The organism is Caballeronia pedi, assembly GCF_001544915.2.
Lineage (GTDB): Bacteria > Pseudomonadota > Gammaproteobacteria > Burkholderiales > Burkholderiaceae > Caballeronia > Caballeronia pedi.
The window spans coordinates 1-23,346 of the sequence record NZ_FCOE02000024.1 but is presented as its reverse complement, the minus strand read 5'-3'; the positions used below and the strand labels follow the sequence as shown (position 1 = coordinate 23,346).

Below are 23,346 nucleotides of genomic sequence, written 5' to 3'. Positions count from 1 at the left end.
GTCAGCCCAGCGCCTGATTGATGATCGCGAATTGCGCGACGGATGCATCGCGTGATGGCGTGCCGTTGCGCGCCATCTTGATGACCGTGTCGACGCGCTTGAGCCCGATGCTTTCGAGCCAGTCCGACAGACCGCTTTCGTCGGGCGTATCGATGCGCGTGAACTGGCCTTCGTGCTGCGCGAGCCAATGCGCGATGAGCGCCTGCGCGCGGCGCGTGTGCTCCTCATCGGCCGTGACCGATACGACCGGACCGATGGCAAGGCCGCGCCCGAACTCGCGGATGAGCGCGAAGCCGAGCGTTTCGCCATCGCGTTCGAGCACGACGCCGCGTGCGATTTTCAACAGCGCGGGCAGCAGCGCGCTTCGGTCGAATCCGCTTGCGCGCGATGCGAGCGCGACGAGCGTGTCGGCATCGCCGGGTTCGATCGCGCGAATGCGCTCGCCGTTCTGCAAGTCGATGCGCGGCACGTTGAAATCCGCGGATTGATGCTGATGGATCGCGCCGATGCGCTCGAATCCGAGCTTGGCGTAAAGCGGCTCGCCCGCAGGCGTCGCGTGCAGCACGGTGATGCGCTTGCCGAGCGCTTCGAGCAGCAACTCCATCAGCTTGCGGCCGATGCCCTTGCCCTGGCAATCCGGCGCGACGATCACCATGCCGAGCGATCCGCCAGCGTCGCCATGATTCCAGTACAGTGCGGTGCCGACCACGCGCTCGCCGTCCTGCGCGATGAAGCCTGCGCCGGCATCGAGAACGAAGCGCCAGTCATCGGCGCGATGCGGCCATTTGACCTCGACCGACAGCGCGTGCGCGACAGCGATGTCGTCTGCGGTGAAAGGGCGGTAGAGAAGGGACACGGCATGCTCCACGTCAGAGGATGCGCGTTACTTTGTCATGCAGCCGCCAGCGCGGATAGGACGATCCTGTTACGTCAGGCGCTCGCGCTTCGCCTCCCGAGCCAGACCAGTCCGGCCGCGCCCAGTCCCAGCGCCGCCACCGCGATCCATAGTGCGATGGAGAATGATCCCGTGTGCGCGGCGATCGGCGCCGCGACCAGCGGTCCGACGATCTGTCCGAGGCCGTATGCGGCTGTCGCGTAGCCCATCAGTCCGGCTGCGGCATCGCCGCGCAGACGCCGCGCCTCGCGCATCGCGAACAAGGTGATCGCTGTGAAGGGCAAGCCCAGCAACAGGCTGCCGATGCCGAAGCCGAGCGCGTTCGGGAACACGATGCCGAGGCCTATCCCCAATGCCTGAATCAGATAGCACGCGGCCAGCAGCAAGCGGTTATCCCACGACAGCGGCAGCCGCGCACCGGTCAGCGCGCCCGCAATCAGCGCCAGTCCGAAGGCCGGCCAGAACAGGTCGGGCCACGGCGAGCCCGGCAAGGCCTGTCGCGCGATCACGGGCAGGAAGGTTGCCGTGATGATGTAGCCGAATCCCGCGAGACTGTAGAGACCGACGAGGCCGATCGAATCGGCGCCCGTCGACGCGGGCGGCGCGCGATCGGCGACACGCGCGTGAGCGCGCATCGCCGAGGTCGGATGCGCGAACGCCTGCCACACGATCGCCCCCGCCACCACCGAGCAGACCGCGAATCCGATCCATACCGATGGCGCGGGTACGTCGAGCGCCGCGGCGGCCGCGCCCAGCAAACCGGTCGCCACGATGCCGACGCCGGGCCCCGCATAGATCACGCCGCCCAGACCGTGCGCGTCGAGTTCCGCGAGCCGCCGCAGGCCCCACTGCGACGCGAACACGAACGCCCACGCGCTGACGACGCCCGCCGCGAAACGTATCGCGGCCCACAGCCAGAAGACGTGGACGAGGCCCATCGCGAGCGTCAGCACGATGGTCGATGCGAGCGCGAGCCGCACCATGCGCGCGTGGTCGACGCGGATCGCCGCGCACGACAGCGCGCCGATCAGATACCCGGCGTAATTGGCCGACGCGAGCCAGCCGCCGTGGCGGATATCGAGCACGCCGCTCGTCAGCATCAGCGGCAGCAGCGGCGTGAACGCGAAGCGCCCGACGCCGAGCGCCACCGCGAGCACGACGGCGCACGCGAGCGCGGCGTATCGCGCGGGATGAGCGGGCAGCGACGAAGCGTGGGCGGGCGAGGCCATGGGTCGATCTTCGAAAGCAGGAATAGCTCGATCCTAGCTTGACCGAATCATCTTGAAAAATGAATAATCGAGATGTCATCAATCTCCAGAGAAGATCATGGATCTCGCAGCGTTGACCATTTTCCGGGCCGTCGTGCGCGAAAACGGCGTGACGCGAGCGGCGCTCAAGCTCAATCGCGTGCAGTCCAACGTGACGACGCGCATTCGTCAACTCGAAGAGACGCTCGGTACGGACCTTTTTATCCGCGACGGCCGCCGGCTCGTGCTGACGCCTGCCGGCGAGACGCTGCTGCCGTACGCGGAACGTCTGCTCGCGCTGGCCGAAGAGGCGCGTCACGCGGTCAGCGAGAATCGTCCGCATGGGCGTCTGCGGCTCGGGACGATGGAAAGCACCGCCGCGAGCCGTCTGCCGCGCGTGCTGGCGACTTATCACCAGCGCTGGCCGCAGGTGACGCTCGAACTGGCGACGGGCGTGACGCGCGCGCTCATCGACAGCGTTCGCACGTTCGAAGTCGACGCGGCGGTAATGGCGCGCCCGATCGAGCCCGAGGCGCTGCCTGCCGAACAGTTCGAGTCCGTGCCGGTGTTCGAGGAGGAACTGGCGCTGGTCACGCCGCGCGGACGGCACCCGGCGGCCATGGCGAGCGAAGCTGCGGGACTGACGCTGGTGGCGTTCGAGCGCGGCTGCGCATACCGCTCGTATGCGATGCGCTGGTACGAGCAGCGCAAGATCAGGCCGGCGCGGGTGCTGGAGCTGGGTTCGTATCACGCCATCGTGGCCTGCGTGGCGGCGGGGGCGGGCGTCGCGGTGGCGCCGCGTTCGGTGCTCGAACTGGCGCGCCTCGACGATGAAGTCGATCTGCATCCGATGGGCGAACTCGGGCGCGTCGACACGCTGCTCGTCTGGCGCAAGGGTCATGCGTCGGCGGCGCTCGATGCGCTGCGCAACCTGCTCGTCGCTGGCGCGTGACGCGATGCGCGTCAGCTGTTCAGCCTGCGATACGCATTCAAATGACGAATCAGACCTTGCCGGTCGCCGCGCTTGTCGAGCAGGATCGCGAGGTTATGATGCGCGTCCGCGTAATCGGCGTCGGCTTCCAGACATCGTCGATAGCTTTGCAGCGCTTCTTCGACGCGGCCGAGCCCTTCGAGCGCGACGGCGCGATTGAAGTGGAGCACGGCGTCGGCGGGGAAGTGTACGAGCGCCGTGTCGAAGACGAGCAGCGCATCGTCGCAGCGTCGTTCGTCTTCGCACAGCAATGCGCCGAGATCGACATACGCTCCGTAATACGGTTCGGGCGATAGTTCGATCGCGCGCCGGTAGGCTCGTTCCGCGCCCTTTGCGTCGGTTTTCATGAGCTGTCCGCCGAGTTCATACCAGTCCCGCGCCTGGAGTGCGGCGGCGCTTTTGCGTTCCGGCGTGGCATCGAGCAGCACGACGTCGCCCTTCACTTCGGCGAGTTCGAAATCGAGCAATAACTGGCCGGTCACGGCGTCCCATTGCGATGGTCCGGTCTTCACGACGACCGAGCCGCCCTCGGCTGTGACGCGCAGACCCGAAAGCGGCAACTCGTCCGGCAGGTCCGCTTTCAATCGGGACAGCGCCTGGCTGATCTTGCGCGGCGCGACGTCGGCTTCGCGAAGGCGCAGCGCCGTGCGCAGCAGCACCACGTCCTGAAAGGAAAAGCGCAGTTCATTGCGAGGCCCGCGTTCGGGCGTGACGAAGCCCGCGTCGATCAGGCCGGTGACGACCCGGCGCGTCACGCCCAGCATCGACACGAGTTTCGGCAACGACAGATCGTGCGCGACCATTCCCCTTGTCACTTGCGAGCGCGCGTTCTGGCCGGCGCTTCGACCGGCGCCTTCGGCGCGCGCGCGGCGGGCTTTCTGACTTTGGGTACGTCGATGACTTCTTCTGCCTGCGCTGCGGTCTTGCGCTTCGCCGGCGCTGTGGCCTTCGCTTTGCCGTTGGCCTTGCCGAGGCTCGCACGCAACGCGTCCATCAGATCGATGACTTCGCCGCCGCTGGCGGGTTCTTCGGCTTCGGGGGAAATGATTTCCTTGCCCTCGATCTTCCGGTCGATGGCGGCGAGGATGCGTTTCTTTTCCTCGTCTTCGTAGGCGGCCGCGTCGTAGGCGTCCTCGGTGCCCTGTTCGATGATCTGAAGCGCGAGCTTGAGTTCTGCCGCCGAAACCGGCGCGTTTTCGATATTCAGATCCTTGAGCGAGCGCACTTCATCGGCGAAAAGCAGCTGCTGGAAGACCATGCCGTCTTCGGCGGGACGCACCTGCACGATTCTCGTCTTGCCCTTGTAGGACCATTTGGCGAGCGCGCAGCGTCCGCTTTGAGACAGGGCCTGTTGAAGCAGGCTGTATGGCTTGCCGCCGCGCTTGTCGGGCGCGATGAAATAGGCTTTGTCGTAGAAGATCGGATCGACCGATTTCTCGGGGACGAACGAGACGATTTCGACGACGTGGCTCGCGCCTTCTTCCAGCGCCTTGAGTTCGTCGCCGGTGAAGACGACATAGCGGCCTTTCTCGAACTCGTAGCCCTTTTTCATGGACGAACGCTCGACGACCTCGCCTGTCGAGTCCGAGACGTACTGCTGTTTGACGCGCGCGCCATCGGGGGCGAGCAGATTGAAGCGGACGTCCGACGCGCTTTCCGTCGCGGAGTAGAGCTTGACGGGAATCGAGACGAGTCCGAAGGATAACGACAGTGAGGCGATCGAGCGGGCCGGCATGAGGTCCTCCTCGCGAAGCAATCGGCGAATCGCCACACAGATTACCACCGGTCGGGCGGCGGGGTCTCAGTCGAAGTCCACGGTGTTGCCGTGTCGAAGTTCGTCCAGCCGCCGGATCTGCTCGGGCATGATCCGGCCGAGCGACAGCGCTGGAAGATCATCGGGACTGAAGAATCCGACCGCATCGGTTTCCGTGCCGACCGTCGCGCCACTCTGACGAATCTCGCCGAGAAAAACGAGCTTCCAGATATGAAAGACCGACGGCGGATGTCGATGCTTCGCCATGTCCCACACAGCGAGCAGCCGCACGATCTCGACGGTATATCCGCTTTCTTCGCGGACTTCCCTCGCTGCGTTTTCCGCCGGAGATGAACCCACGTCGGCCCAGCCGCCGGGTAGGGACCACAAACCATCGGCGGCCTCGCGCACGAGCAGTATGTGTCCGGCTTCGTTGAACACGGCGCATCGGACGTCGAGCTTGGGATTGGCGTAGCCCGTTTCGAATGCGAATAGTTCGGCGAGATCGCCGGTTTCCATCGACGCGAGTTCGGCGAGCTGCTCGTGGGCGATTGCCGCGATTTCTTCGTAACGTTCCTTGTCGAAGACGGCGGTGGTGTAGTGCAGGCCTGTCTGGGCGAGGGCGAGCAGGCGGCGGGCTTGATCGAGTCGTCGGTTTTCCGATGTCATGGCAGGTTCGATGGCGCGAAATTGTCAGGCGAGAAGTTGCTTGATCAAGTCAGTGGTGGTTTTCACTTCGTATTTTCGCAAGAGACTTGCCCGATGGATGTCGACTGTGCGCGGGCTGATGTCGAGTTCTCTTCCGATCTCCTTGCTCGTCATCCCGTGCACGACCAGAGCAGCGACGTCGCGTTCGCGCTCGGTCAGCAGACTCGCGACGTCCGATTGCTTCTCCTGCTTCGAGAGATCCGTGAAAGTCCACAGAGCCAGCTCATAGGGACGCTTCGGATTGAAGCCGAATCCGCATACCGTCACCCAGAAGTGACTGCCGTCGATACGCCGCATGATGCGGTCGTCGCTGAATACCGCGCGTTTCGCAATCAATGGGGCGATCCGGCGACCCGTGCTCGCGAAATCCTTCTGCTCGGGATAGAGGACAGCGAACGATTGATTCACGATGTCGCTTCGTGTGGCCCGAAAGAGGGCGAGCGCTCTGTCGTTGCAGTCGACCATGACGCGCTCGCGCGCAACGATGACCGCAGTCGGTAGCTTCAGGAAGACATCTTCGTAGTCGAGCGGCGGCGCTGGCGTGGACATTTACCTAGGTAACCGATACGTATAGACCTATGTAATTGACAAGCATACATTGCTCTCACACGGACAGCCAGTCGAAAAGAGGGAAGAGCAATGACACTGCACGAGCGTTGCGTCGTGATGGACGGTCTCATCGTTTCCAGATGGGACCGATCGATCTTCGAGGACATGAGTCGCGGCGGACTGACGGCCGCGAACTGCACGGTATCCATCTGGGAGGACTTCCTTGGTACGGTCGACAACATCATCGAGATGAAGAAGCTGGTCGCCGCGAGCAGCGAACTGGTGACGCTTGCGCGGTCGGTGGACGACATTCGCGCCGCGAAGCGCTCAGGGAAGACGGCGATCATCCTCGGGTTCCAGAACAGTCATGCGTTCGAGGATCGGGTCGAGTATGTCGGAATCTTCAAGGAACTCGGCGTGGGAATCTCGCAACTCGCCTATAACACGCAAAACCTCATCGGCACGGGTTGTTATGAGCGTGACGGCGGGCTATCGGGCTTCGGACACGAGATCGTCGAGGAAATGAATCGTGTCGGCATTCTGGTCGACCTCTCGCACGTGGGGCCGAACACGTCGCGAGAAGCGATTCTGGCATCGAAAAAGCCGGTCTGCTATTCCCACTGCCTTCCATCCGGACTGAAAGAACATCCGCGCAACAAGTCCGATGAAGAATTGCGTTTCATCGCCGACCGCGGCGGATTCGTCGGTGTGACCATGTTCTCGCCTTTCCTGAAAAACGGTCCGAATTCGACGATCGAAGACTACGTCGAGGCGATTCGATACGTGATCAATGTCGTGGGTGAGGATTCCGTCGGCATCGGAACCGACTTCACTCAGGGCTACGACAAAGGCTTCTACGACTGGATCAGCCACGACAAAGGCGCTTACCGGAAGCTGACCGACTTCGGAACGGTTTTGAATCCGCTCGGTTTGAGGACGATCGGCGAATTCCCGAACCTCACCCGCGCGATGCAATCCGCAGATATTCCGGAGCGTGTCATCGAGAAAGTGCTTGGCGAAAACTGGCTTCGCCTGCTGGGCGAAGTCTGGTCTGTGTGATTCACGCCAGGCCATCTGAAAACACCATAAGCCCGCAATGCACGGAGAAGACATGTACAGAAAGATTCAGCCGCTCGCGAGCGATCTGATTGACGACACATCGGAAACGCAAGCTCAATCCCGGCTATATAGAAAAGTCGCGTGGCGGCTCATTCCGCTGTTGTTCATTTGCTATGTGGTGGCCTATCTCGATCGCATCAACGTCGGCTTTGCCAAACTGCAGATGCAGGAAGCGCTCGGTTTCAGCGACACGGTGTATGGACTGGGCGCGGGCATCTTCTTCATCGGATACTTCCTGTTCGAAGTACCGAGCAACATGATTCTCGAACGCTTCGGCGCCAAGAAGACGATCGCGCGAATCATGATTTGCTGGGGCATCGTGGGATGTCTGATGGCCCGCGTGTCGAGTCCCACCGAATTCTATGTTCTGCGCTTCCTCCTCGGTGTGTTCGAAGCGGGCTTCTTTCCGGGCGTCGTCTACTACATCGGCTGCTGGTTTCCGGAGTCGAGGCGCGGTCACATGCTCGGCATTTTCATGACGGGCATCCCGATCGCCGGCCTCTTTGGCGGACCGGTGTCCGGCTGGGCGATGTCGAGTGTCAGCGGCCTCGGCATGGCGGGCTGGCAATGGCTCTACATCATCGAGGCGGCGCCGGCGGTGCTGCTCGGGATCGTCGCCATCGCCTATCTCGATGACAACGCGAAGAAAGCGAAGTGGCTCACCGCCGGCGAGCGCGAACGGCTGAGCCGTGCGTTAATGACCGAGTCCGAAAGGAATGTTTCCCGGGCCGACTCCAGCTTGCGCACGGCGATGACAAGCCCGCGGCTGTACGCCATGGCGTTCGCCTATTTCGCTTTCATCTGCGGGACATACGCCGTGAGTTTCTGGTTGCCGACCGTGCTCAAGTCGAGCGGCGTCACGGATGTCGCGCGCATCGGCTGGTATTCCGCGATTCCATACGGGATCAGCGCAGCAGGCATGGTCTGGCTGTGCCGCAATTCCGACCGCACGATGGAACGGCGGTGGCACACGTCGCTTGCCGCGATGGCCGGCGCACTCGCGCTTGCGTTGCTGCCTCATGCACCCAAGGACGTATCGGTGACCATCGTCCTGCTCACCGTGGCCGCGACCGGCATCTTCGCCACGATGCCATTGTTCTGGTCGATCGCGACCGATTATTTCGCGGGGACCCCGTCGGCTGCGGTTGCGATCGCTTTCATCAACAGCCTCGGTCTGGTGGGCGGCTTCGCCAGTCCGTTCGCGATGGGCTGGCTCAAGACCGCGACCGGCTCGCTCACGTCGGGACTCTATCTCGTGACGGGCGTGCTCCTGCTGGGCGCACTGGTCCTTATCGTATGCGCGCCTCGAGCGCCGACAACGCGGCCTTCAGCCGATCGATGCGCCGCGTAATCGGCGGCGTCGACGTCGGTGATCTGAGCGCGTCGATGCGCGCATGCCAGTACGTGAACGGAAACGTGCCGTCGGAAGCCTGCTGAACGATTCGTTCGAGATGCAGAAGATCTTTTTCGATGATGAATTGAAGCATGGTCCAGACGAATGCACGCATCCGAAGCGAATAGGTTTGCAGGTGGACCGAACGGCCCTCTCGATAACCCATACACTGGAGCAATCTCCGTGCCAAGGTCGCGCGCATTGCAAGACCGTTCTCACTCTCAGCAACGAACGCCCAAATGTGGACTGTCGCGTCCGCACCGGCAAACCGGTGTGGACGATTCCGTCCACATCACGTCCCCGTCATGCGCGAGCACGCATCCTGCCGAAGCTCGGCCAGCAACTGCATCGCCGAGTCGACGCGGGGCGTGACGCCGGGCGCGAGCGTGCGCAGTCCGCGCTCGAGCGTGTCGATGCTCTCGCCGATGCGGCCCGTCGCGCGCAGCAGCAACGCAAGATGATGCGCAGCGTCGATGCGTGCGGGCATCGAACCGAGCGCGAGCGCCGTCGATAGCGCGGTGCGCAATCCCGACTCCGCCGCGCCCAGATCGCCGAGCGCCCAATGCGCACGCGCCTGGATGACGAGCAATTCCCCCATGTAGACGCGTTCCTGACGCGCCAGCGTTTCCTCGATCGCATCGGCGATCATCGCCTTGCAAGTTTCGGCGCGACCGGCGCGCAACAGCAGTTCGCCGTGCTGCCACGCCTTGAACGAGAAGAACAGGGCGCCGCCGTTGCCGACCATGTGATTGTCGAAGCCATCGAGCATGACGGTTTCCGCTTCGTCGTAACGACCGAGTGATGTCAGATGACACCCGCGCAACACCTGTCCCACGCCCCGATAGAAAGCGAAGCCATGCGTGATCGATATGCCTTCGAGTTCGCTCGCGAGCCGGCCGAGCCGGTCCATGTCGTCGAACAGACATGCGAGCCAGGCCGCGCCCTGCAGGTTGACCGCGTGCGCGAACGCATGTCCGCTCGCCTCCGACACACGTTCGATCAGCATCGTCATGGCATCGCGAGCCTGATCGAAGGCGCCCGTATGAAAGGCCGAGAGCCCTTCGAGCGTCAGGGCCAGCGCGGCCAGATCGATGCCTTGCGAACCGGTGCGCGCATCGTGCCGCCCGATGCCCGCGAGATTGCCGCGCGTGAGGCAGGCGAGCGCCTCTTCGCTGTCGCCGAGCCAGAACAGTGTGTTGGTCAGCGCGACGTGCGCCTCATCGAGCGCGACGCGATCGCCGCTGTTCTGGGCACGCTGCAGCATGTCCTGCGCTGTCGCGCGCGCTGGCTTGAGTTGCAGCGTGGTGAGTTGCGTCGTCCAGATGCCGAACTGGATCATCGCGATTTCGCGTGCATCGCAGAGTCCTTCGCCGATGCCCAGCGCGGCCGCATAGCACGCGGTCGCTTCGGCGTGCAGCCAGCCGTGCACGCTGCGCAGACTCATGCCGAGCAGACGGTAAGCATCGAACTGAAGGCGGCGCACGTCGTCCTGATCGCCGTTTCCCTGCAGCGTGTTCAGACAACGGCGAAGCAGGGGAACCGCCTCCGCGAACCGCGAATCCTCGATCAGCGCGTTCGCGCGCTCCAGATCGCCGCGTGCCTTCAGATGAAACTGCTCGCGCGCCTTGAGCCGCCGCTCGACCATCTTGCGCCCCACGCCCAGCAACGCCGCCGCGGCGCTCTTGTTGCCGCCGGTGCGTTCGAGCGCGCGATCGACGAGCAGATCTTCGGCTGCCGCGAGCTTGTCCCGCCCTTCCAGTTGCAGAAGCATGTCCGCCAGACTCACGCGCGAAACCGGCTCGACTTTATCGTTGGCGAGCAGCGGTGCGAGCGCATCGACGTCGATGCGCGTGCTTTCCGCGAGCACGCTCAGGCGGCTGACGAGATTGCGCAACTGACGAATGTGCCCCGGCCACGGATGCGCGCACAACTGCCTGAGCGCCGCCGCGGAGAACTCGAGCTTGCGCGGATGCTGCGCGGCGAAGTGGGCGATGAGCGCGGGAATGTCCTCGACACGCTGTTCGAGTCCCGGCACCGCGAGCACGAACACGGCAAGCCGATAGTAGAGGTCTTCGCGAAAGCGCCCCTCGTTCGCCAGTTCGCGCAGATCGCGATGCGTCGCCGCGACGATCCGCCCTTCGAAGCGCAGATTGGTCGATGAGCCGACCGGCCGGAACGTGCGCGTCTCCAGCACGCGCAGCAGCTTGGGCTGCAATGCGAGCGGCAGTTCGCCGATTTCGTCGAGCAGCAGTGTGCCTTTGCCGACTTGCTGGAACAGGCCCTGGCGCGTCTCGCCGGCGCCGGTGAACGCGCCCTTGACGTGCCCGAACAGCTCAGCCTCGACGAGATGCTCGGGAATCGCGCCGCAGTTCACATCGACGAAAGGCTGATCGCGCTGCAGGCTGCCCGCGTGTACGCGGCGCGCGACCAGCTCCTTGCCGGAACCCGTCGGTCCGAAGATGAGCACGGCGTGATCGGTCGGCGCGATCCGGTCGATCGTGCGGACGAGTTGCTGAAAAGCCGTCGAGCTGCCGATGAAGCTGCCATCGGCGTCGGCGCGCGCGAACGGAACAATTTGACTGCCACTCATGGCTGAGCGCTCCAGGTCGGTTATGCTCGGGAACGTCGTGCCGGAGTTAACGGCGTTTTCCCGCGATCCTTGAGCGCGCCGGCGACGGCGGCCGCAGCTTTCGCTAGCGTTTCATTTTCTCGTCGTCAAGGCGGCACATTCCGTATACCCGGGTCTATCCTCGGAGCCATGACGCTCGGCATAATGGGAGTGATTAAATGACCGTCGCAATTCCACCCGAAGCCGGCAAAGACATGAGCGAACAACGAGCAAAGCGAGACCCCGAGGGCACGCGACGGCGCATTCTGGAGGCCGCCACCGAACAGTTCACGAAGTTCGGCCTCGCCGGCGCACGGGTCGACGCCATCGCCACGGCGGCCGGCACGAACGAGCGCATGCTCTACTACTACTTCGCGAGCAAGGAAGGCCTGTACGTCGCCGTGCTCGAAGCCATGTATGCGCAGTTCGCGGAACGGGAGGCGGGGCTCGATCTGTCCGGCCTGCAACCGGCCGACGCCGTTCGCGAACTGGCGAAGTCCATCTGGACGCACTTGCGGGAGAATCCGCAGTGGCTGAGCCTCATCAATAACGAAAACCTGCACGAAGGGCGCTATCTGGAGCGTTCGAGCCACTTGCGCGAAACCATCTCGCCGGTGGTCGATCTGCTGCGCGTCACGCTGGAGCGCGGCATCGCATCGGGGCAGTTCCGGCAGGGCATCGATCCGCTGGACTTCTATGTGACGCTGGTCGGCATGGGGTACTACATCGTGTCGAACCGTTTCACCATCGATATTTTCACGGGGCGTAATTACGCCGAGCAGGACCGTCAGGCGTCCATTTCGGCGATGCATCTCGACATGCTGCTGACTTACCTGCGCCCGGTCAGCTAAGCCCGCGCGGGAAAACCCGGGCGGGCTTCTGTCGCGGCAGGCAAAAAGCGCTTGCTGCCCGCCGCGACGCGGCTCAACGGATGAAGCCGAGTTCCTGGCTGATCCTGTCCAGAATGGGCTTCTTCTTCTCGTTGAACACGGCCTTGTTGTCCTGAATCAGGTTGTTGCCCTTGGTGTCGATGGAAATGATCAGCGGGCCGAACTCCCTGACCCGGTTGATCCACAGGGTTTCCGGCATACCCAGATCCTGCCATTCCGCGCCTTCGATTTCCTCGACCAGCGTCGCCGCCAGCACCGCGCAGCCGCCTGGAAAGATCGCGTGCACGGCCTTGTGCTCCATGCAGCCCGCAGCCGTCTCCGGCCCCATGCCGCCCTTGCCGACGATCAGCTTCACGCCGGTCTGCTCGATGAACTCGCGCTCGAACTTCTCCATCCGCATGCTGGTCGTGGGTCCGATAGAGACCATTTCGAAACTGCCGTCGTCCTTCTTCCGGACGATCGGTCCCGCGTGGAAGATCGCGCCGCCGTCGAGATCGACGGGAAGTTCGCGGCCTTGCTCGATCAGTCTGCGGTGCGCGACATCGCGACATGTGACCAGCCGTCCGGTCAGATAGACGACGTCGCCGACCTTCAGATCTTCGAGGTCTTCGCTTTTGATGGGGGTCGTCAGAACCTTTTTCACAGCACCACTCCTTCGTGGGAAAGCACTTCATAGGACAGGTCGGCGTTGATGCGGATCTTGCCGCGCCGGTGCGCCCAGCAGCCCGTATTGACGGCGACGCCGATGGTCGAGGGATGCCGCGCCGACGATTCGATATTCACGCCCATCACGCTGTTGTTGCCTTTCAGGCCTTGCGGGCCGATGCCGATTTCGTTGAGGCCGTCCTCCAGCAATTCCTCCATCAGCGCGGCGCGCGGATTGTCGCTCTTCGAATCGACCGGGCGCAGGATCGCCAGCTTGGACAGGCGCGCCGCAGTCTCGACCGACGTCGACACGCCGATCCCGACGAGCAACGGCGGGCACGCATTCACGCCGCGCTCCGTGATGACGTCCATGACGAATTCCGCGACGCCTTCGTAGCCTTGCCCCGGCATCAGCACCTTGGCCGCGCCGGGCAGCGTGCAGCCGCCGCCGGCCATATAGACGTCGATGGTGCAGCTATCCTTTTCCGGAACGATGCGCCAGTCGAGCCACGGAATCTGCGTGCCCGTGTTGGTGCCGGTGTTCTTCTCGTCGAAGGTTTCGACGGCGTTGTGGCGCAGCGGGCCCATCCGGGTCGCGCCCGCCGTGGCTTCACGCAGGATTTCTTCAAGCTCGCCGAGCAGCGGAAAATTCGCGCCGGACTCGACGAAGTACTGAATCACGCCCGTGTCCTGACAGCTCGGACGGTCGAGCTTGTCGGCGGCTTCCTGATTGCCGTGCATCGAGTCGTAGATCGACTTGGCGAGCGGATTCGTTTCCATCGTGCGCAATTCCGCGAGCTTGGCCTTCACGTCCTTCGGCAGACGCTTGCCGATATAGGCGGTGAATTTCGCCATGGTGTCCGTGACGGACTGGATGGCTGCTTCCTTTTCCATGTTGCATTCCTCTGACGACGTTTGACGTATTGAGATGGGGGACACGCGTTTGTTTTTTTTCAGTGCACGGCTGCATTGCCGGGCGTGATGGGCGCTTTCTGCGTGCGAGCCAGCAGAAGCGTGAGCACGGCGGAGAGCACGAGCAGGCCCGCAACGAAGTAGAGCCCGCCGCTGAAGCTGCCTGTGCGGTCCTTCACCCAGCCGATCATCGCCGGGCCGACGAAGCCGCCGAGATTGCCGATCGAATTGATGGTGGCGATGCCGGTGGCGGCCGCCGCGCCGGACAGGAAGGTCGTCGGCATGGTCCACAGCGGCGGCTTCGCACAACTGATGCCGATATTCACGAGCGTCAGAGCCGCGATCAGCCCGACGACGCTACTGGCGAGCGCCGCGATCACGAGGCCGATCGTCGCCGCGACGCAGGCCAGCACGACGTGCCAGGTGCGCTCGCCGGTGCGGTCGGAGTGGCGCGACCAGAACACCATCGCGATCACCGAGATGACGGGCGGAATCGCGTTGAGCAGCCCGACCGTCATCGACGCGACACCGAGTTGCTTGATGATCTGCGGCGCCCAGATGCCGAGCGTGTACAGGCCGGCCGACGTGCCGAAGTAGATCAGCGACAGCGCGAGGACACGCGGATTCGCCAGACCGCTGATGATGCCGTGCTTGCCGCCGGTGGCGCGGTTGGCGGTCTCGGTGTTCATCACGTTGACGAGCCAGGCGCGTTCGTCGTCCTTGAGCCACTTCGCTTTTTCGGGTTTGTCCGTCATGTAGAAGAACACGACGACGCCGAGAATGAGCGCGGGCACGGCTTCGAGAACGAACATCCATTGCCAGCCGCGCAGACCCATGACGCCGTTCATTTCGAGCAGCGCGGCCGAAAGCGGCGAGCCGAGCGCGGTCGAGATCGGCGCGGCGGCCATGAAGAGCGCCACCACGCCCGCGCGGTGCCGCGCCGGGAACCAGTAGCTGAGATACAGGATGATGCCGGGGAAGAATCCGGCTTCCGCCGCGCCGAGCAGAAAGCGCACGACGTAGAAGCTGGTCGGTCCCGTGACGAAGGCCATCGCCGCGGAAATGATGCCCCACGTGACCATCACGCGGGCAATCCACATGCGCGCGCCGACCTTGTGCAGGATGATGTTGGAAGGCACTTCAAACAGGAAGTAGCCCCAGAAGAAGATGCCGGCGCCGAAGCCGAGAATCGAGGCCGTGAAGCCCAGATCCGTTTTCATCGTGAGAGACGCGAAGCCGATGTTGACCCGGTCGATGTAAGCGATGAAGTACAGCAGCATGATGAACGGCACGATGCGCCAGCTCACCTTGCGCAAGGTGCGTTTTTCCAGATCCTTGTCCATGGAATGTCTCCTTTTTCCGATGACCTATGGATGTCAGCCGTCTTGTGCGGCTTCGTTCTAGCCTGGAATGAAGGTTAAAACCGATGGAAACACGTATGAATCGAACTAAACTTAATTCATCATTGCAAAAAATTCACGAATGAGCATGGACTCGGAGTTGAGCTTCTTTTGCCTGCTGGTCAAGCAGGGCAGCCTCGCGTCGACGGCGCGGGAGCTGAATCTGACGCCGCCGGCGGTTTCCCGGCGGCTTTCCGCGCTGGAAGACCGGCTGGGCGTGCGGCTGCTCAACCGCACGACGCGGCGCATCAGCCTGACGAGCGAGGGCGAGGTCTATTTCGCCCATGCCCAGCGCATCCTGAGCGACATCGATGACATGGAGCGGCTCGTTTCGAGCAGCCGGGCCGCGCCGAAGGGCCTGCTGCGGGTCAACGCGCCGCTGGGATTCGGGCGTTCCTACATCGGACCGGCGATTTCGGTGTTCAGTCAGGACTTTCCCGATGTCGAAGTGCAATTGCATCTCACCGACCGGCCCGTCAGCCTGCCGGACGACAGCATCGATGTGTCCGTGCGGTTCGGCGAGATGCCGGACTCGCGGCTCATCGCCAAGAAAATCGCCAACAACCGGCGTCTGCTGGTTTCATCGCCCGGCTATTTGCGTGCCGTGGGCGCACCGGCTCACCCGCACGACCTGACGCAGCATCAGTGCATCGTGCTGCGGCAGAACGACGCCGCCTACGGCAACTGGCGATTGAGCCGCGGCGGGCGCACCGAGACCATCAAGGTGCACGGCAAGCTGAGCACGAACGACGGCGAAGTGGCGCTCAACTGGGCGCTCGAAGGCCACGGCATTCTGATGCGGGCCGAATGGGATATCGCCAAGTATCTTCGCAGCGGCCGGCTGGTGCAGGTTCTGACCGACTACGACACGCCGCCCGCCGATATCTACGCGGTCTATCCCGAGCGCCTGAATCTTTCCGCGAAAGTGGCGTGCTTCGTCGAGCATCTGCGCGGATATCTGGGCCAGCATGCCGACGGCCCGTCGCCGGTCGCTTCGAACTGGTAGAGCATTTACTCGCCCTTGAGCTCCTGCGCGATGAAGTCGACGAACGCGCGAATCCGGTTCGACATCTGATGCCGCTGCGAATAGACCGCGAAGATGTCGGCGTTCGGGGTTTCGTGATCGGGCAGCACGCGAACGAGCGAACCGTCCGCCAGATACGGCTTGAGGTCCCATTCGGCGCGCATCAGGATGCCGTGGCCTTCCAGCGCCCACTTGACCGCGATTTCGCCGTCGTTGGTGGTGAGCGTGCCGTTGATCCGCACGGCCTCGGTCTTGCGCGACGTTCCGCGGCCCGATGTCAGCCGCCACACGCCGTACGCTTCATCGCCCTGACGGATGCCGATGCAGTTGTGCCGCGCGAGATCGTGCGCGGTGAGCGGCATGCCGCGCGACGCGAGATAGGCCGGCGCCGCGCACAGCAGCCGGCGGTTGCCGGCCAGCCGCCTCGCGACCACGCGCGTATCGGGCGGCTCGCCGAAACGGATGCAGACATCGAAGGCATCGTCGGTGAGGGGCGGCGGCGTCACCGACAACTGAAGCTGCACCGACACCTGCGGATAGTGCGCGACGAACTTCGATATCACCGGCGCGACGTGGCTGCGCCCGAAGCCGAGTGTCGCGTTCACGCGCAGCAGACCCTTCGGACTCTGTTTCGCGGAGCCGAGCATTTCCGACAGTTCATCGATCTCGTCGAGAATCCGGCGCGCACGTTCGAGATACAGCTCGCCTTCGGGCGTGAGCATCATCCGGCGCGTGGTGCGGTTGACGAGCGCCACGCCCGCGCGCGATTCCATCTGCGCGAGGCGCTTGCTGACGGCCGCCGCCGTGAGACCCAGTTCCCGTGCCGCGGCGCTCAGGCTGCCGGCGGCGGACAGCGTCGAGAAGAAACTCAGATCGGCCGGCTGGACGGTATCGGGCATCGTGGTCATTCGTGAATCGAAGTTGACGATGCTTCGAGTTTAGCAGCGGTTCTTAATGCTTATTTAGCAGTTGCATATCGTCAGAAATTGGATGGCCACGCGCGTATGCGGCGTTAGCATGAGCATCCCTTCATCACGGCCATTTCGCGTTCTTCGCGTTTCGAACCGATGTCATCCAAACTTCCACGCTTCGGCGTCTGGGCGCTCGTGCACGGCAGCCGCGCTGCCCTGCAAGATCCCGCAGAACCCTATGACGCTTCCTGGGCACGCAACAAGGCGCTCGTGCTCGAAGCCGAACGGCTGGGCTTCGACTCGGTGCTCGTCGCCCAGCACACGGTCAATCCGCACGATCCGGCGCTCGATCAGCTCGAAGCGTGGACGGCCTCGGCTGCGCTCGCGGCGCTCACGTCGCGCATCGAGATCATCGCGGCGATCAAGCCTTATCTTTACCATCCGGTCGTGCTCGCGAAGATGGCGCAGCAGATCGAGCACATCAGCGGCGGGCGCTTCGCGATCAATCTCGTGAACGCGTGGAATCGGCCGGAGCTGGAGCGCGCCGGCATCGGCTTCGCGGAACACGACGAGCGCTATGCCTACGGCCGCGAATGGATCACGGTCGTCGACAGACTGCTGCGCGGCGAGACCGTGAATCATCGCGGCGACAATTTCCATATCGATGACTATCGGCTGCTGCCGGCCGATCCGTTTCGCGCGCGTCCGCGTATCTACGTGGGCGGCGAGTCAGAGCCGGCGCGCGCGCTGGTGGCGGCGCACGGCGATACGTGGTTCATCAACGGCCAGCCGCCCGAGGACGTCGCACGCCTGATCGCCGATGTCTCAGCGCGTGCGCGTCCGGCCGGACTCGATACGTTGCGCTTCGGCCTGTCGGCGTTCGTGATCGCGCGCGCGACGCAGGCGCAGGCCGACGCGCATCTCGATCATCTGTTCACGCTGGCCGAGCTGGACAAGCCGCTGCGCGAACAGCAGAAGGCCAATACCGATCCGAGCACGGTGATGCATAAGACCTTCGCGCGATCGCCGCGCGTCGGCTCGAACGGCGGCACGGCGGCGGGACTCGTCGGCGACTACGATACGGTCGCGCGGCGCATCGCGGATTTTCATCGGTCGGGCATCGAACTCTTCATGCTGCAGTTCCAGCCGTTCGAAGCCGACATGCGCCTCTTCGCGGAAGAGGTCGCGCCGCGCGTGCGCCGTCTGTTGTCCGCGTGATCAGAAGAACGCGCCCGTGGGCGGAAGCTTTCCGCTGAGCGCGTTCTGTCCGAGCAGGCGCTCCTTGTACAGCCGCGGATTATGCGAGGCGATCACCTTGATGTTGCGCCAGTGCCGGTCCAGCGCGCCCACGCGCGAGACCACCGAGCCCGAGCCGAGATCGATCAGCCAGTTCGCGATCTGCGGCGCGAGATCGTCGATCACGACCTTGGCTTCCGCCGCCGCGAAGGTGGCGGCGAGCGTGGCGTCGTATTCGCCGGCGCTGGCGTGCGCGTCCCATGCGCGCTGCAACGCGGCGACGGCGCGGTCCGCGGTCGCTTCGACGCTGGCCGCGTAGGCGCGGATGCGGCCGAGCAAGGCCTGCAACACGGGCTCGTCGGTGGGATGAGCGGCTTCGCCGTGATAGAAGTTCCGCCCGCGTGAGCGAAGGACTTCCACGGCATCCAGCGCGACGCGCCGCGCAATGCCCGCGATGCAGTTGGTCAGATAGACCTGGTGAAAGGTGAAGCCCCACGGCGCTGCTTCATCGGAGCGCGGCGGGTCGGTCGGATAGACATGCGCGGCGGGCACGGCGACATCGCGGAACTTCGCTGTCCCCGAACCGGTCAGGCGCTGGCCGAAGCCCTGCCAGTCGTCGTCGTTGCCGACGCCCGGTCCGCGTTCCAGCACGTATTGCACGGTGTTGCCCGCGCGGCTTTCCACCGCGACGCCGATGAATGCATCGTTATACAGATTGCCCGTCGCATAGACCTTGTCGCCCGAGCCGACATACGCCTGCCTGATTTCGTCCCATTCGAGGCGGGTGAGAACCTTGCCGGGGCGAGCGCCTGCCGCGACGACATCGGTTTCCGTGAAGCTCAAGCCCACGGTCTTCCGCTTGCCGGTGAGTTCGAGAACATGCGCATGAAAAGGATGATCGCGCTGCCGGAGCGCCGCTTCGACCTGCCACAAGTGATTGCGAAACGCATGCGCGATGTTCGAATCCGCCGCCGCGACATCGCGCGCCACGACGAAGAGTTCGCTGAGTGAGGCGCCGTGTCCTCCGGCATCGGCCGGCAGACGCAATGCGCCGAAGCCGAGCGCCTTGAGTTGCGCGATCTCCTCGAACGGCAGCCGATGTTCCCGTTCGCGCGCCGCCGCGCTCGCGGCGATCCCGGCGATGACTTCGGCGAAGCCGAGCTTCGCGGACAGCGGCGAGACCAGCCGCACTCCGATGGTGTTCGTGTCGGTCATCGTCAAACCTTGATGCTGTAGTCCGCGACCTTGATGCGCGAATTGATGATCTTGCGTTCCGCGAGCCAGTCGGCCGCGCGCTGGAACTGGGCGAGAAACGCGGCCTCGTCGGCTTCGTGAAACTGGTTGACGCGCTTGAGGCCCGCCAGATAGTCGCGCACCTGATCCGGATATTTGCCTTCCCGCTGCACGAGTTGCTCCGACTCGACGGAATGCGTCGACTGCCACGCGCCCTCGACGTAGTACGCGTCGATCACCGCGCGGATCAGCTCGGAGTTCTCTTCGGTGAACTTGCGGCGCGTCACGAGCGAGCTGTAGTCGATCAGGAAGTCGAGGTCGCGGCCTTCGACGAAGATGTCCTTCGCATCGTTCGAAAAGCGCGCGATGTCCACGCCCGGCGACCACATCGACCACGCGTCGACCTTGCCCTGCGCGAACGCGGGCGCGGCATCCGGCGGATTCAGATAGACGAACTGAACCTTGTCCCGATCGATGCGGTGCTTCTCCAGCGCCGCGATGAGCAGGAATTCGCCCAGCCCTGAACGATTGACGGCGACCTTGCGGCCCGCCAGATCCGCGATGGAATTGATGCCGCTCGCTTTCTTCACGATGATCGACGTCGAGCGCGGCGAATAGATATCGAACGCATTGAAGACGATCGGCGAGCCGGCGAGCATCGCGGCCAGCGCGGGCGTGGTCGACCCCCAGAAGCCGAAGTCCGCGCTGCCGCCGACCACCGCCTGAATCGACGGCGCGTGGTTCGGGAACGGGCCGATCCATTCGACCTTGATGCCCTTCGTGGCGAGCGTTTTCTCGAATACGCCGCGCTGCTTCGCGATATCCGGCAGACTGCCGTAACCCCAGCCGATGCGCACGACATCGGTGTTGCGCGTCAGCTTGCGCGGCTCGGCTGCGCGAGCCGCGGCGGGAAGGACAGCGCCGGCTAAGAGGCCGCCCGCCGCGCGCAAAAGTTGGCGGCGGGTCAAAGAAGAATCGGTCATGCAGTCATGGTCCTTGTCGTTTTGTTTCGTACGCCCAGTGCTTCGAGCAGAACGGGCCGCAGTGTCTGCGGCGTGTGGTCTTTCGGTTGGAAGGAAGCGGCGATGTGTCCGGCGCGCATGACGAGAATCCTGTCGGCGAGCGTGAGCGCTTCATCGACGTCATGTGTCACGATCAGCACGCCCGGCTGATGCAGCGCGACGAGTTCCTTGACGAGCCTGTGCATCTTGATGCGCGTAAGCGCGTCGAGCGCCGCGAACGGTTCGTCGAGCAGCAGCAACGCGGGATCGCGCACGAGGGCGCGCGCCAGCGCCACGCGTTGCGCCTGACCGCCTGAGAGATTGCGCGGCCAGTCGTCTTCGCGTCCGGCGAGTCCGACTTCGGCCAATGCGCGTATCGCGCCCGCGCGGCCGATCGTCGATTCATGACCGAGCGCGACGTTGGCCCATAACTCCGCCCACGGCAGCAGCCGATGCTCCTGGAACACGACGGACGGGCGCTCGGGCGCGCGGATCGTGCCGGCGTCCGGCTGATCGAGCCCGGCCAGCGCGCGCAGCAGCGTGGTCTTGCCGCAGCCGCTTTCGCCGAGCAGCGCGACGAATTCGCCCTGGCGGATATCGAGGTCCAGCGCATCGATGACGACGCGGCTGCCGTAACGCCGTTTCAGACCGCGCACGGATACGGCGAGCGGCGGCTCGTCGTCGAGAACATGCGCGTTCGAATTGCGCGACAGGGCGATGCTCTGATTCATCAGCGCGCTCCTTTGGCGTAGTTCGCGTGCCACGACAGAAAACGCGCTTCGAGCAGACGCACCAGCGTATCCGCCGCCACGCCGATGATCGCGTAGATGATCATGGTCAGCAGGATGACATTCGTGTTCAGGAACTCGCGCGCGTCCATCGCGAGAAAGCCGATGCCCTTGGTGGTCGCGAGCGTTTCGGCGATGACGAGCGCGAGCCACGCGTGGGCGAGGGCATAGCGCACGCCCGTGAGGATCGAGGGCATCGCGCCCGGCAGGATGATTCGCCGCACGATCGCGGCCCAGCCGAGCCCGACGACCTTGGCCAGTTCCATCAGCTTGGAATCGATCTGGCGAATGCCGAGCATCGTGTTGATATAGATCGGGAACAGCACGGCGAGCGAAACCAGAAAGATCTTCGCGATCTCGCCCACGCCGAACCATACGATCACCAGCGGCAGCATCGCGAGAAACGGCACGGCGCGCACCATCTGGATCGAGCGGTCGAGCAGCGCCTGCGCGAGCGGTGAGAAGCCGACGAGAATCCCGAGCACGAGCCCGAGCGCTCCGCCGATCACGAAGCCCGCTGCGGCACGCAACAGCGAAACACCGAGGTGAACGAAGAGATCGCCGCTACGAGCCATGTCGAAAGCCGTTTCGACGACACGGCTAGGCGCAGGCAACACTTGCGGCGCGATCAGCCCGAGGCGCGCGGCGGCTTCCCAGATCAGCACGACCAGCGCGGGAACGATCCACGACAGCCATCGATAAAGCGCGGCCTTCGACAAACCGGATCGGCCCGGTGTCGAAGCGACATAGCGGGGTGGAGAGGAAGTCAGATCGGACATGTCGATTCCGGGTGGGACATTGCGAAAGAGAGCTTGCTATTAGAGGCTGTCGGGCGTGGCCGTGACAAACGGTTTTTTATGCTTAGCTTTCCAGCTTCGGCGCCTTGCTGGAGCGCGTTTCATATGGATATGAAACATCGTTCGTTAGCGCATGAACGCCCGTTGACTAGACCGGGTCGCCTGTTCGCCGGCCCATGCCGGCATCACACTCGCGCTCTCATGCCCCGACACCTGCACCTCAACCTCTTCGTTCATGGACGCGGTCATCATGACGACCAGAGGTGTGTGAGGCGGTGGCGCAGCTCAGGTGAGGTTGCTTAAACCTGCCCGAGCACCCCCAACCACGCCTGCCCGATAACCTCATGACTCGCATCCGCGTTCGGCGGATGAAACGCGCCTGCGCGGACATCGCGATAAAGCCGCTCCAGTTCACCATGACGCGACAGCGACGCCGCGCCCGCGATCTTCAGCGCGAGGTTCACGACGCGTAACGCGCCATCCACCGCATGCTGTTTCGCGGCGAGCAGATGCGCGATCCACGGCTCGTCCGCGCCATAACCGTCCCACCAGCGATTCGCGACGCGTTCGAACAGCGCCTCGATGCTGTCCAGTTCGATCGCGGCCTGCGCCACCGCCTGCTGCGTGAGCGGCCTAAACGCATACGTCCGGCCGCCGATCGCCGGCGACGTGCGATGCTTCGCCGATTCGACCGCCAGGTCGAAGGCGCGCTTCGCAATGCCGTAATAGACCGCCGCGAGCCCCGGCAGCACCGCGCCCAGAATGCCGTCGACGAACGGATCGTCAGGAATGCCCGCGGGCAGCACGCGGATCACCTTGTCGCGTGGCGCGATCGCGCCTTCGAGAAAGGTATCGTCGCTGCGTGTGGCGCGCAGGCCGAGCGCGTCCCACGTCTGCACCGTGCGATGACCGGCCGCATCGCGCGCGATGAACGCATGCACGATCTTCGGCGCCTGCGGGTCCGAATCGTCGATGCCGTGTACGCCGAGCCAGTCCCACGCGGGCGCGAGCGACGTGAAGATCTTGCGGCCATCGAAGCGATAGCCGCCGTTCGCAAGCGGCGTCGCCTTGACCGATGACCACGCGAGACCGAGATCGTTGCCCGGCTCGCCGTGGCCCGCCGCGAACACCTTGCCCGCGCCGGCTTCTTCCAGAATCCATTGCGCCGATGTATCGCCGCGCCGGTGCAGATGCAGCGCCGCGCCGACCCAGTACAAATGCATGTTCAGCGCGAGCGCCGTGGCGG

The 23,346-nt window shown here is 64.1% G+C and carries 22 protein-coding genes; 6 read left to right on the top strand and 16 right to left on the bottom strand.

Annotated features, from left to right (window positions below; translation table 11 throughout):
- Position 1 precedes the first annotated feature (1 nt).
- Together AWB80_RS28025 and AWB80_RS28020 are read right to left on the bottom strand one after the other, a co-directional pair.
- Positions 2-856: a GNAT family N-acetyltransferase gene (locus AWB80_RS28025; RefSeq protein ID WP_244206764.1), complete on the bottom strand. Its 855-nt coding sequence runs from the start codon at positions 854-856 to the stop codon at positions 2-4.
- A gap of 74 nt (positions 857-930) precedes the next feature.
- Positions 931-2,124, bottom strand: a complete 1,194-nt coding sequence (locus AWB80_RS28020) for a YbfB/YjiJ family MFS transporter (protein ID WP_061177936.1) — start codon at positions 2,122-2,124, stop codon at positions 931-933.
- Between the two features lie 97 nt (positions 2,125-2,221).
- Between AWB80_RS28020 and AWB80_RS28015 the strand changes: the two genes are divergently transcribed.
- On the top strand, positions 2,222-3,094 hold the full coding sequence (locus tag AWB80_RS28015) for a LysR substrate-binding domain-containing protein (RefSeq protein ID WP_061177935.1): 873 nt from the start codon (positions 2,222-2,224) through the stop codon (positions 3,092-3,094).
- An 11-nt stretch (positions 3,095-3,105) separates the two neighbouring features.
- Here the strand turns inward: AWB80_RS28015 and AWB80_RS28010 are convergent, their stop codons facing one another.
- From AWB80_RS28010 to AWB80_RS27995, 4 genes are all read right to left on the bottom strand, one after another.
- The gene (locus AWB80_RS28010) at positions 3,106-3,948 is read right to left on the bottom strand and encodes a tetratricopeptide repeat protein (protein ID WP_425266889.1); all 843 of its coding nucleotides are present in this window, start codon (positions 3,946-3,948) and stop codon (positions 3,106-3,108) included.
- Positions 3,945-4,868 carry a non-homologous end joining protein Ku gene (gene ku, locus AWB80_RS28005; protein WP_061177933.1) on the bottom strand — a complete coding sequence of 308 codons (924 nt, stop codon included), beginning with the start codon at positions 4,866-4,868 and terminating at the stop codon, positions 3,945-3,947. The genes AWB80_RS28010 and ku overlap by 4 nt, the downstream gene beginning before the upstream one ends.
- Before the next feature lie 66 nt (positions 4,869-4,934).
- Positions 4,935-5,555, bottom strand: a complete 621-nt coding sequence (locus AWB80_RS28000) for an NUDIX hydrolase (RefSeq protein WP_061177932.1) — start codon at positions 5,553-5,555, stop codon at positions 4,935-4,937.
- 24 nt (positions 5,556-5,579) lie between these two features.
- Positions 5,580-6,143 (bottom strand): PAS and helix-turn-helix domain-containing protein, encoded by a 564-nt coding sequence (locus tag AWB80_RS27995; RefSeq protein ID WP_061177931.1) that lies wholly within the window; start codon positions 6,141-6,143, stop codon positions 5,580-5,582.
- A 90-nt stretch (positions 6,144-6,233) separates the two neighbouring features.
- Between AWB80_RS27995 and AWB80_RS27990 the strand changes: the two genes are divergently transcribed.
- Both AWB80_RS27990 and AWB80_RS27985 read left to right on the top strand, forming a co-directional pair.
- On the top strand, positions 6,234-7,202 hold the full coding sequence (locus AWB80_RS27990) for a dipeptidase (RefSeq protein WP_061177930.1): 969 nt from the start codon (positions 6,234-6,236) through the stop codon (positions 7,200-7,202).
- A gap of 52 nt (positions 7,203-7,254) precedes the next feature.
- A complete protein-coding gene (locus tag AWB80_RS27985; protein ID WP_061178017.1) occupies positions 7,255-8,613 on the top strand; it encodes an MFS transporter in 1,359 nt (452 codons plus the stop codon).
- 334 nt (positions 8,614-8,947) lie between these two features.
- Here the strand turns inward: AWB80_RS27985 and AWB80_RS27975 are convergent, their stop codons facing one another.
- Positions 8,948-11,245 (bottom strand): sigma-54-dependent transcriptional regulator, encoded by a 2,298-nt coding sequence (locus tag AWB80_RS27975; RefSeq protein ID WP_061177928.1) that lies wholly within the window; start codon positions 11,243-11,245, stop codon positions 8,948-8,950.
- A gap of 233 nt (positions 11,246-11,478) precedes the next feature.
- On the opposite strand from AWB80_RS27975, the gene AWB80_RS27970 reads away from it, so the two are divergent.
- The gene (locus AWB80_RS27970) at positions 11,479-12,114 is read left to right on the top strand and encodes a TetR/AcrR family transcriptional regulator (RefSeq protein ID WP_061178016.1); all 636 of its coding nucleotides are present in this window, start codon (positions 11,479-11,481) and stop codon (positions 12,112-12,114) included.
- Positions 12,115-12,187: 73 nt separating this feature from the next.
- Here AWB80_RS27970 and ttdB read toward each other — a convergent pair whose 3' ends face one another.
- The 3 genes from ttdB to AWB80_RS27955 are packed head-to-tail and all read right to left on the bottom strand — an operon-like array spanning position 12,188 to position 15,053.
- Entirely contained in the window at positions 12,188-12,796 is a 609-nt protein-coding gene (ttdB, locus tag AWB80_RS27965; RefSeq protein WP_061177927.1) for a L(+)-tartrate dehydratase subunit beta, read from the bottom strand.
- Entirely contained in the window at positions 12,793-13,692 is a 900-nt protein-coding gene (ttdA, locus tag AWB80_RS27960) for a L(+)-tartrate dehydratase subunit alpha (RefSeq protein WP_061177926.1), read from the bottom strand. The genes ttdB and ttdA overlap by 4 nt, the downstream gene beginning before the upstream one ends.
- A gap of 59 nt (positions 13,693-13,751) precedes the next feature.
- The gene (locus AWB80_RS27955; RefSeq protein ID WP_061177925.1) at positions 13,752-15,053 is read right to left on the bottom strand and encodes an MFS transporter; all 1,302 of its coding nucleotides are present in this window, start codon (positions 15,051-15,053) and stop codon (positions 13,752-13,754) included.
- 139 nt (positions 15,054-15,192) lie between these two features.
- Between AWB80_RS27955 and AWB80_RS27950 the strand changes: the two genes are divergently transcribed.
- Positions 15,193-16,116: a LysR family transcriptional regulator gene (locus AWB80_RS27950; protein WP_061177924.1), complete on the top strand. Its 924-nt coding sequence runs from the start codon at positions 15,193-15,195 to the stop codon at positions 16,114-16,116.
- A 5-nt stretch (positions 16,117-16,121) separates the two neighbouring features.
- Here the strand turns inward: AWB80_RS27950 and AWB80_RS27945 are convergent, their stop codons facing one another.
- Positions 16,122-17,033, bottom strand: coding sequence for a LysR substrate-binding domain-containing protein (locus tag AWB80_RS27945; protein WP_061178015.1), 912 nt, complete (start codon positions 17,031-17,033; stop codon positions 16,122-16,124).
- A gap of 168 nt (positions 17,034-17,201) precedes the next feature.
- Here AWB80_RS27945 and AWB80_RS27940 point away from each other — a divergent pair, with 168 nt between their 5' ends.
- Positions 17,202-18,263 (top strand): LLM class flavin-dependent oxidoreductase, encoded by a 1,062-nt coding sequence (locus AWB80_RS27940; protein WP_061177923.1) that lies wholly within the window; start codon positions 17,202-17,204, stop codon positions 18,261-18,263.
- Here AWB80_RS27940 and AWB80_RS27935 read toward each other — a convergent pair whose 3' ends face one another.
- The 5 genes from AWB80_RS27935 to AWB80_RS27915 form a co-directional block, all read right to left on the bottom strand.
- Positions 18,264-19,496, bottom strand: a complete 1,233-nt coding sequence (locus AWB80_RS27935) for an acyl-CoA dehydrogenase family protein (RefSeq protein ID WP_061177922.1) — start codon at positions 19,494-19,496, stop codon at positions 18,264-18,266.
- A 2-nt stretch (positions 19,497-19,498) separates the two neighbouring features.
- On the bottom strand, positions 19,499-20,497 hold the full coding sequence (locus AWB80_RS27930; protein WP_061177921.1) for an NrtA/SsuA/CpmA family ABC transporter substrate-binding protein: 999 nt from the start codon (positions 20,495-20,497) through the stop codon (positions 19,499-19,501).
- The gene (locus AWB80_RS27925; protein WP_061177920.1) at positions 20,494-21,246 is read right to left on the bottom strand and encodes an ABC transporter ATP-binding protein; all 753 of its coding nucleotides are present in this window, start codon (positions 21,244-21,246) and stop codon (positions 20,494-20,496) included. The genes AWB80_RS27930 and AWB80_RS27925 overlap by 4 nt, the downstream gene beginning before the upstream one ends.
- Positions 21,246-22,082: an ABC transporter permease subunit gene (locus AWB80_RS27920; RefSeq protein WP_061177919.1), complete on the bottom strand. Its 837-nt coding sequence runs from the start codon at positions 22,080-22,082 to the stop codon at positions 21,246-21,248. Before AWB80_RS27920 ends, AWB80_RS27925 begins: the two co-directional genes overlap by 1 nt.
- Positions 22,083-22,399: 317 nt before the next feature.
- On the bottom strand, positions 22,400-23,346 hold a 947-nt coding region (locus tag AWB80_RS27915; protein ID WP_061177918.1), incomplete at its 5' end, for an acyl-CoA dehydrogenase family protein.

Bases quoted from the DNA above. Each gene is read 5' to 3' on its own strand.
- AWB80_RS28020 (WP_061177936.1), bottom strand. From the start codon at position 2,124: ATGGCCTCGCCCGCCCACGCTTCGTCGCTGCCCGCTCATCCCGCGCGA.
- AWB80_RS28015 (WP_061177935.1), top strand. From the start codon at position 2,222: ATGGATCTCGCAGCGTTGACCATTTTCCGGGCCGTCGTGCGCGAAAAC.
- ku (WP_061177933.1), bottom strand. From the start codon at position 4,868: ATGCCGGCCCGCTCGATCGCCTCACTGTCGTTATCCTTCGGACTCGTC.
- AWB80_RS28000 (WP_061177932.1), bottom strand. From the start codon at position 5,555: ATGACATCGGAAAACCGACGACTCGATCAAGCCCGCCGCCTGCTCGCC.
- AWB80_RS27995 (WP_061177931.1), bottom strand. From the start codon at position 6,143: ATGTCCACGCCAGCGCCGCCGCTCGACTACGAAGATGTCTTCCTGAAG.
- AWB80_RS27990 (WP_061177930.1), top strand. From the start codon at position 6,234: ATGACACTGCACGAGCGTTGCGTCGTGATGGACGGTCTCATCGTTTCC.
- AWB80_RS27985 (WP_061178017.1), top strand. From the start codon at position 7,255: ATGTACAGAAAGATTCAGCCGCTCGCGAGCGATCTGATTGACGACACA.
- AWB80_RS27975 (WP_061177928.1), bottom strand. From the start codon at position 11,245: ATGAGTGGCAGTCAAATTGTTCCGTTCGCGCGCGCCGACGCCGATGGC.
- AWB80_RS27970 (WP_061178016.1), top strand. From the start codon at position 11,479: ATGAGCGAACAACGAGCAAAGCGAGACCCCGAGGGCACGCGACGGCGC.
- ttdA (WP_061177926.1), bottom strand. From the start codon at position 13,692: ATGGAAAAGGAAGCAGCCATCCAGTCCGTCACGGACACCATGGCGAAA.
- AWB80_RS27955 (WP_061177925.1), bottom strand. From the start codon at position 15,053: ATGGACAAGGATCTGGAAAAACGCACCTTGCGCAAGGTGAGCTGGCGC.
- AWB80_RS27950 (WP_061177924.1), top strand. From the start codon at position 15,193: ATGAGCATGGACTCGGAGTTGAGCTTCTTTTGCCTGCTGGTCAAGCAG.
- AWB80_RS27945 (WP_061178015.1), bottom strand. From the start codon at position 17,033: ATGCCCGATACCGTCCAGCCGGCCGATCTGAGTTTCTTCTCGACGCTG.
- AWB80_RS27940 (WP_061177923.1), top strand. From the start codon at position 17,202: ATGTCATCCAAACTTCCACGCTTCGGCGTCTGGGCGCTCGTGCACGGC.
- AWB80_RS27935 (WP_061177922.1), bottom strand. From the start codon at position 19,496: ATGACCGACACGAACACCATCGGAGTGCGGCTGGTCTCGCCGCTGTCC.
- AWB80_RS27930 (WP_061177921.1), bottom strand. From the start codon at position 20,497: ATGACCGATTCTTCTTTGACCCGCCGCCAACTTTTGCGCGCGGCGGGC.
- AWB80_RS27925 (WP_061177920.1), bottom strand. From the start codon at position 21,246: ATGAATCAGAGCATCGCCCTGTCGCGCAATTCGAACGCGCATGTTCTC.
- AWB80_RS27920 (WP_061177919.1), bottom strand. From the start codon at position 22,082: ATGTCCGATCTGACTTCCTCTCCACCCCGCTATGTCGCTTCGACACCG.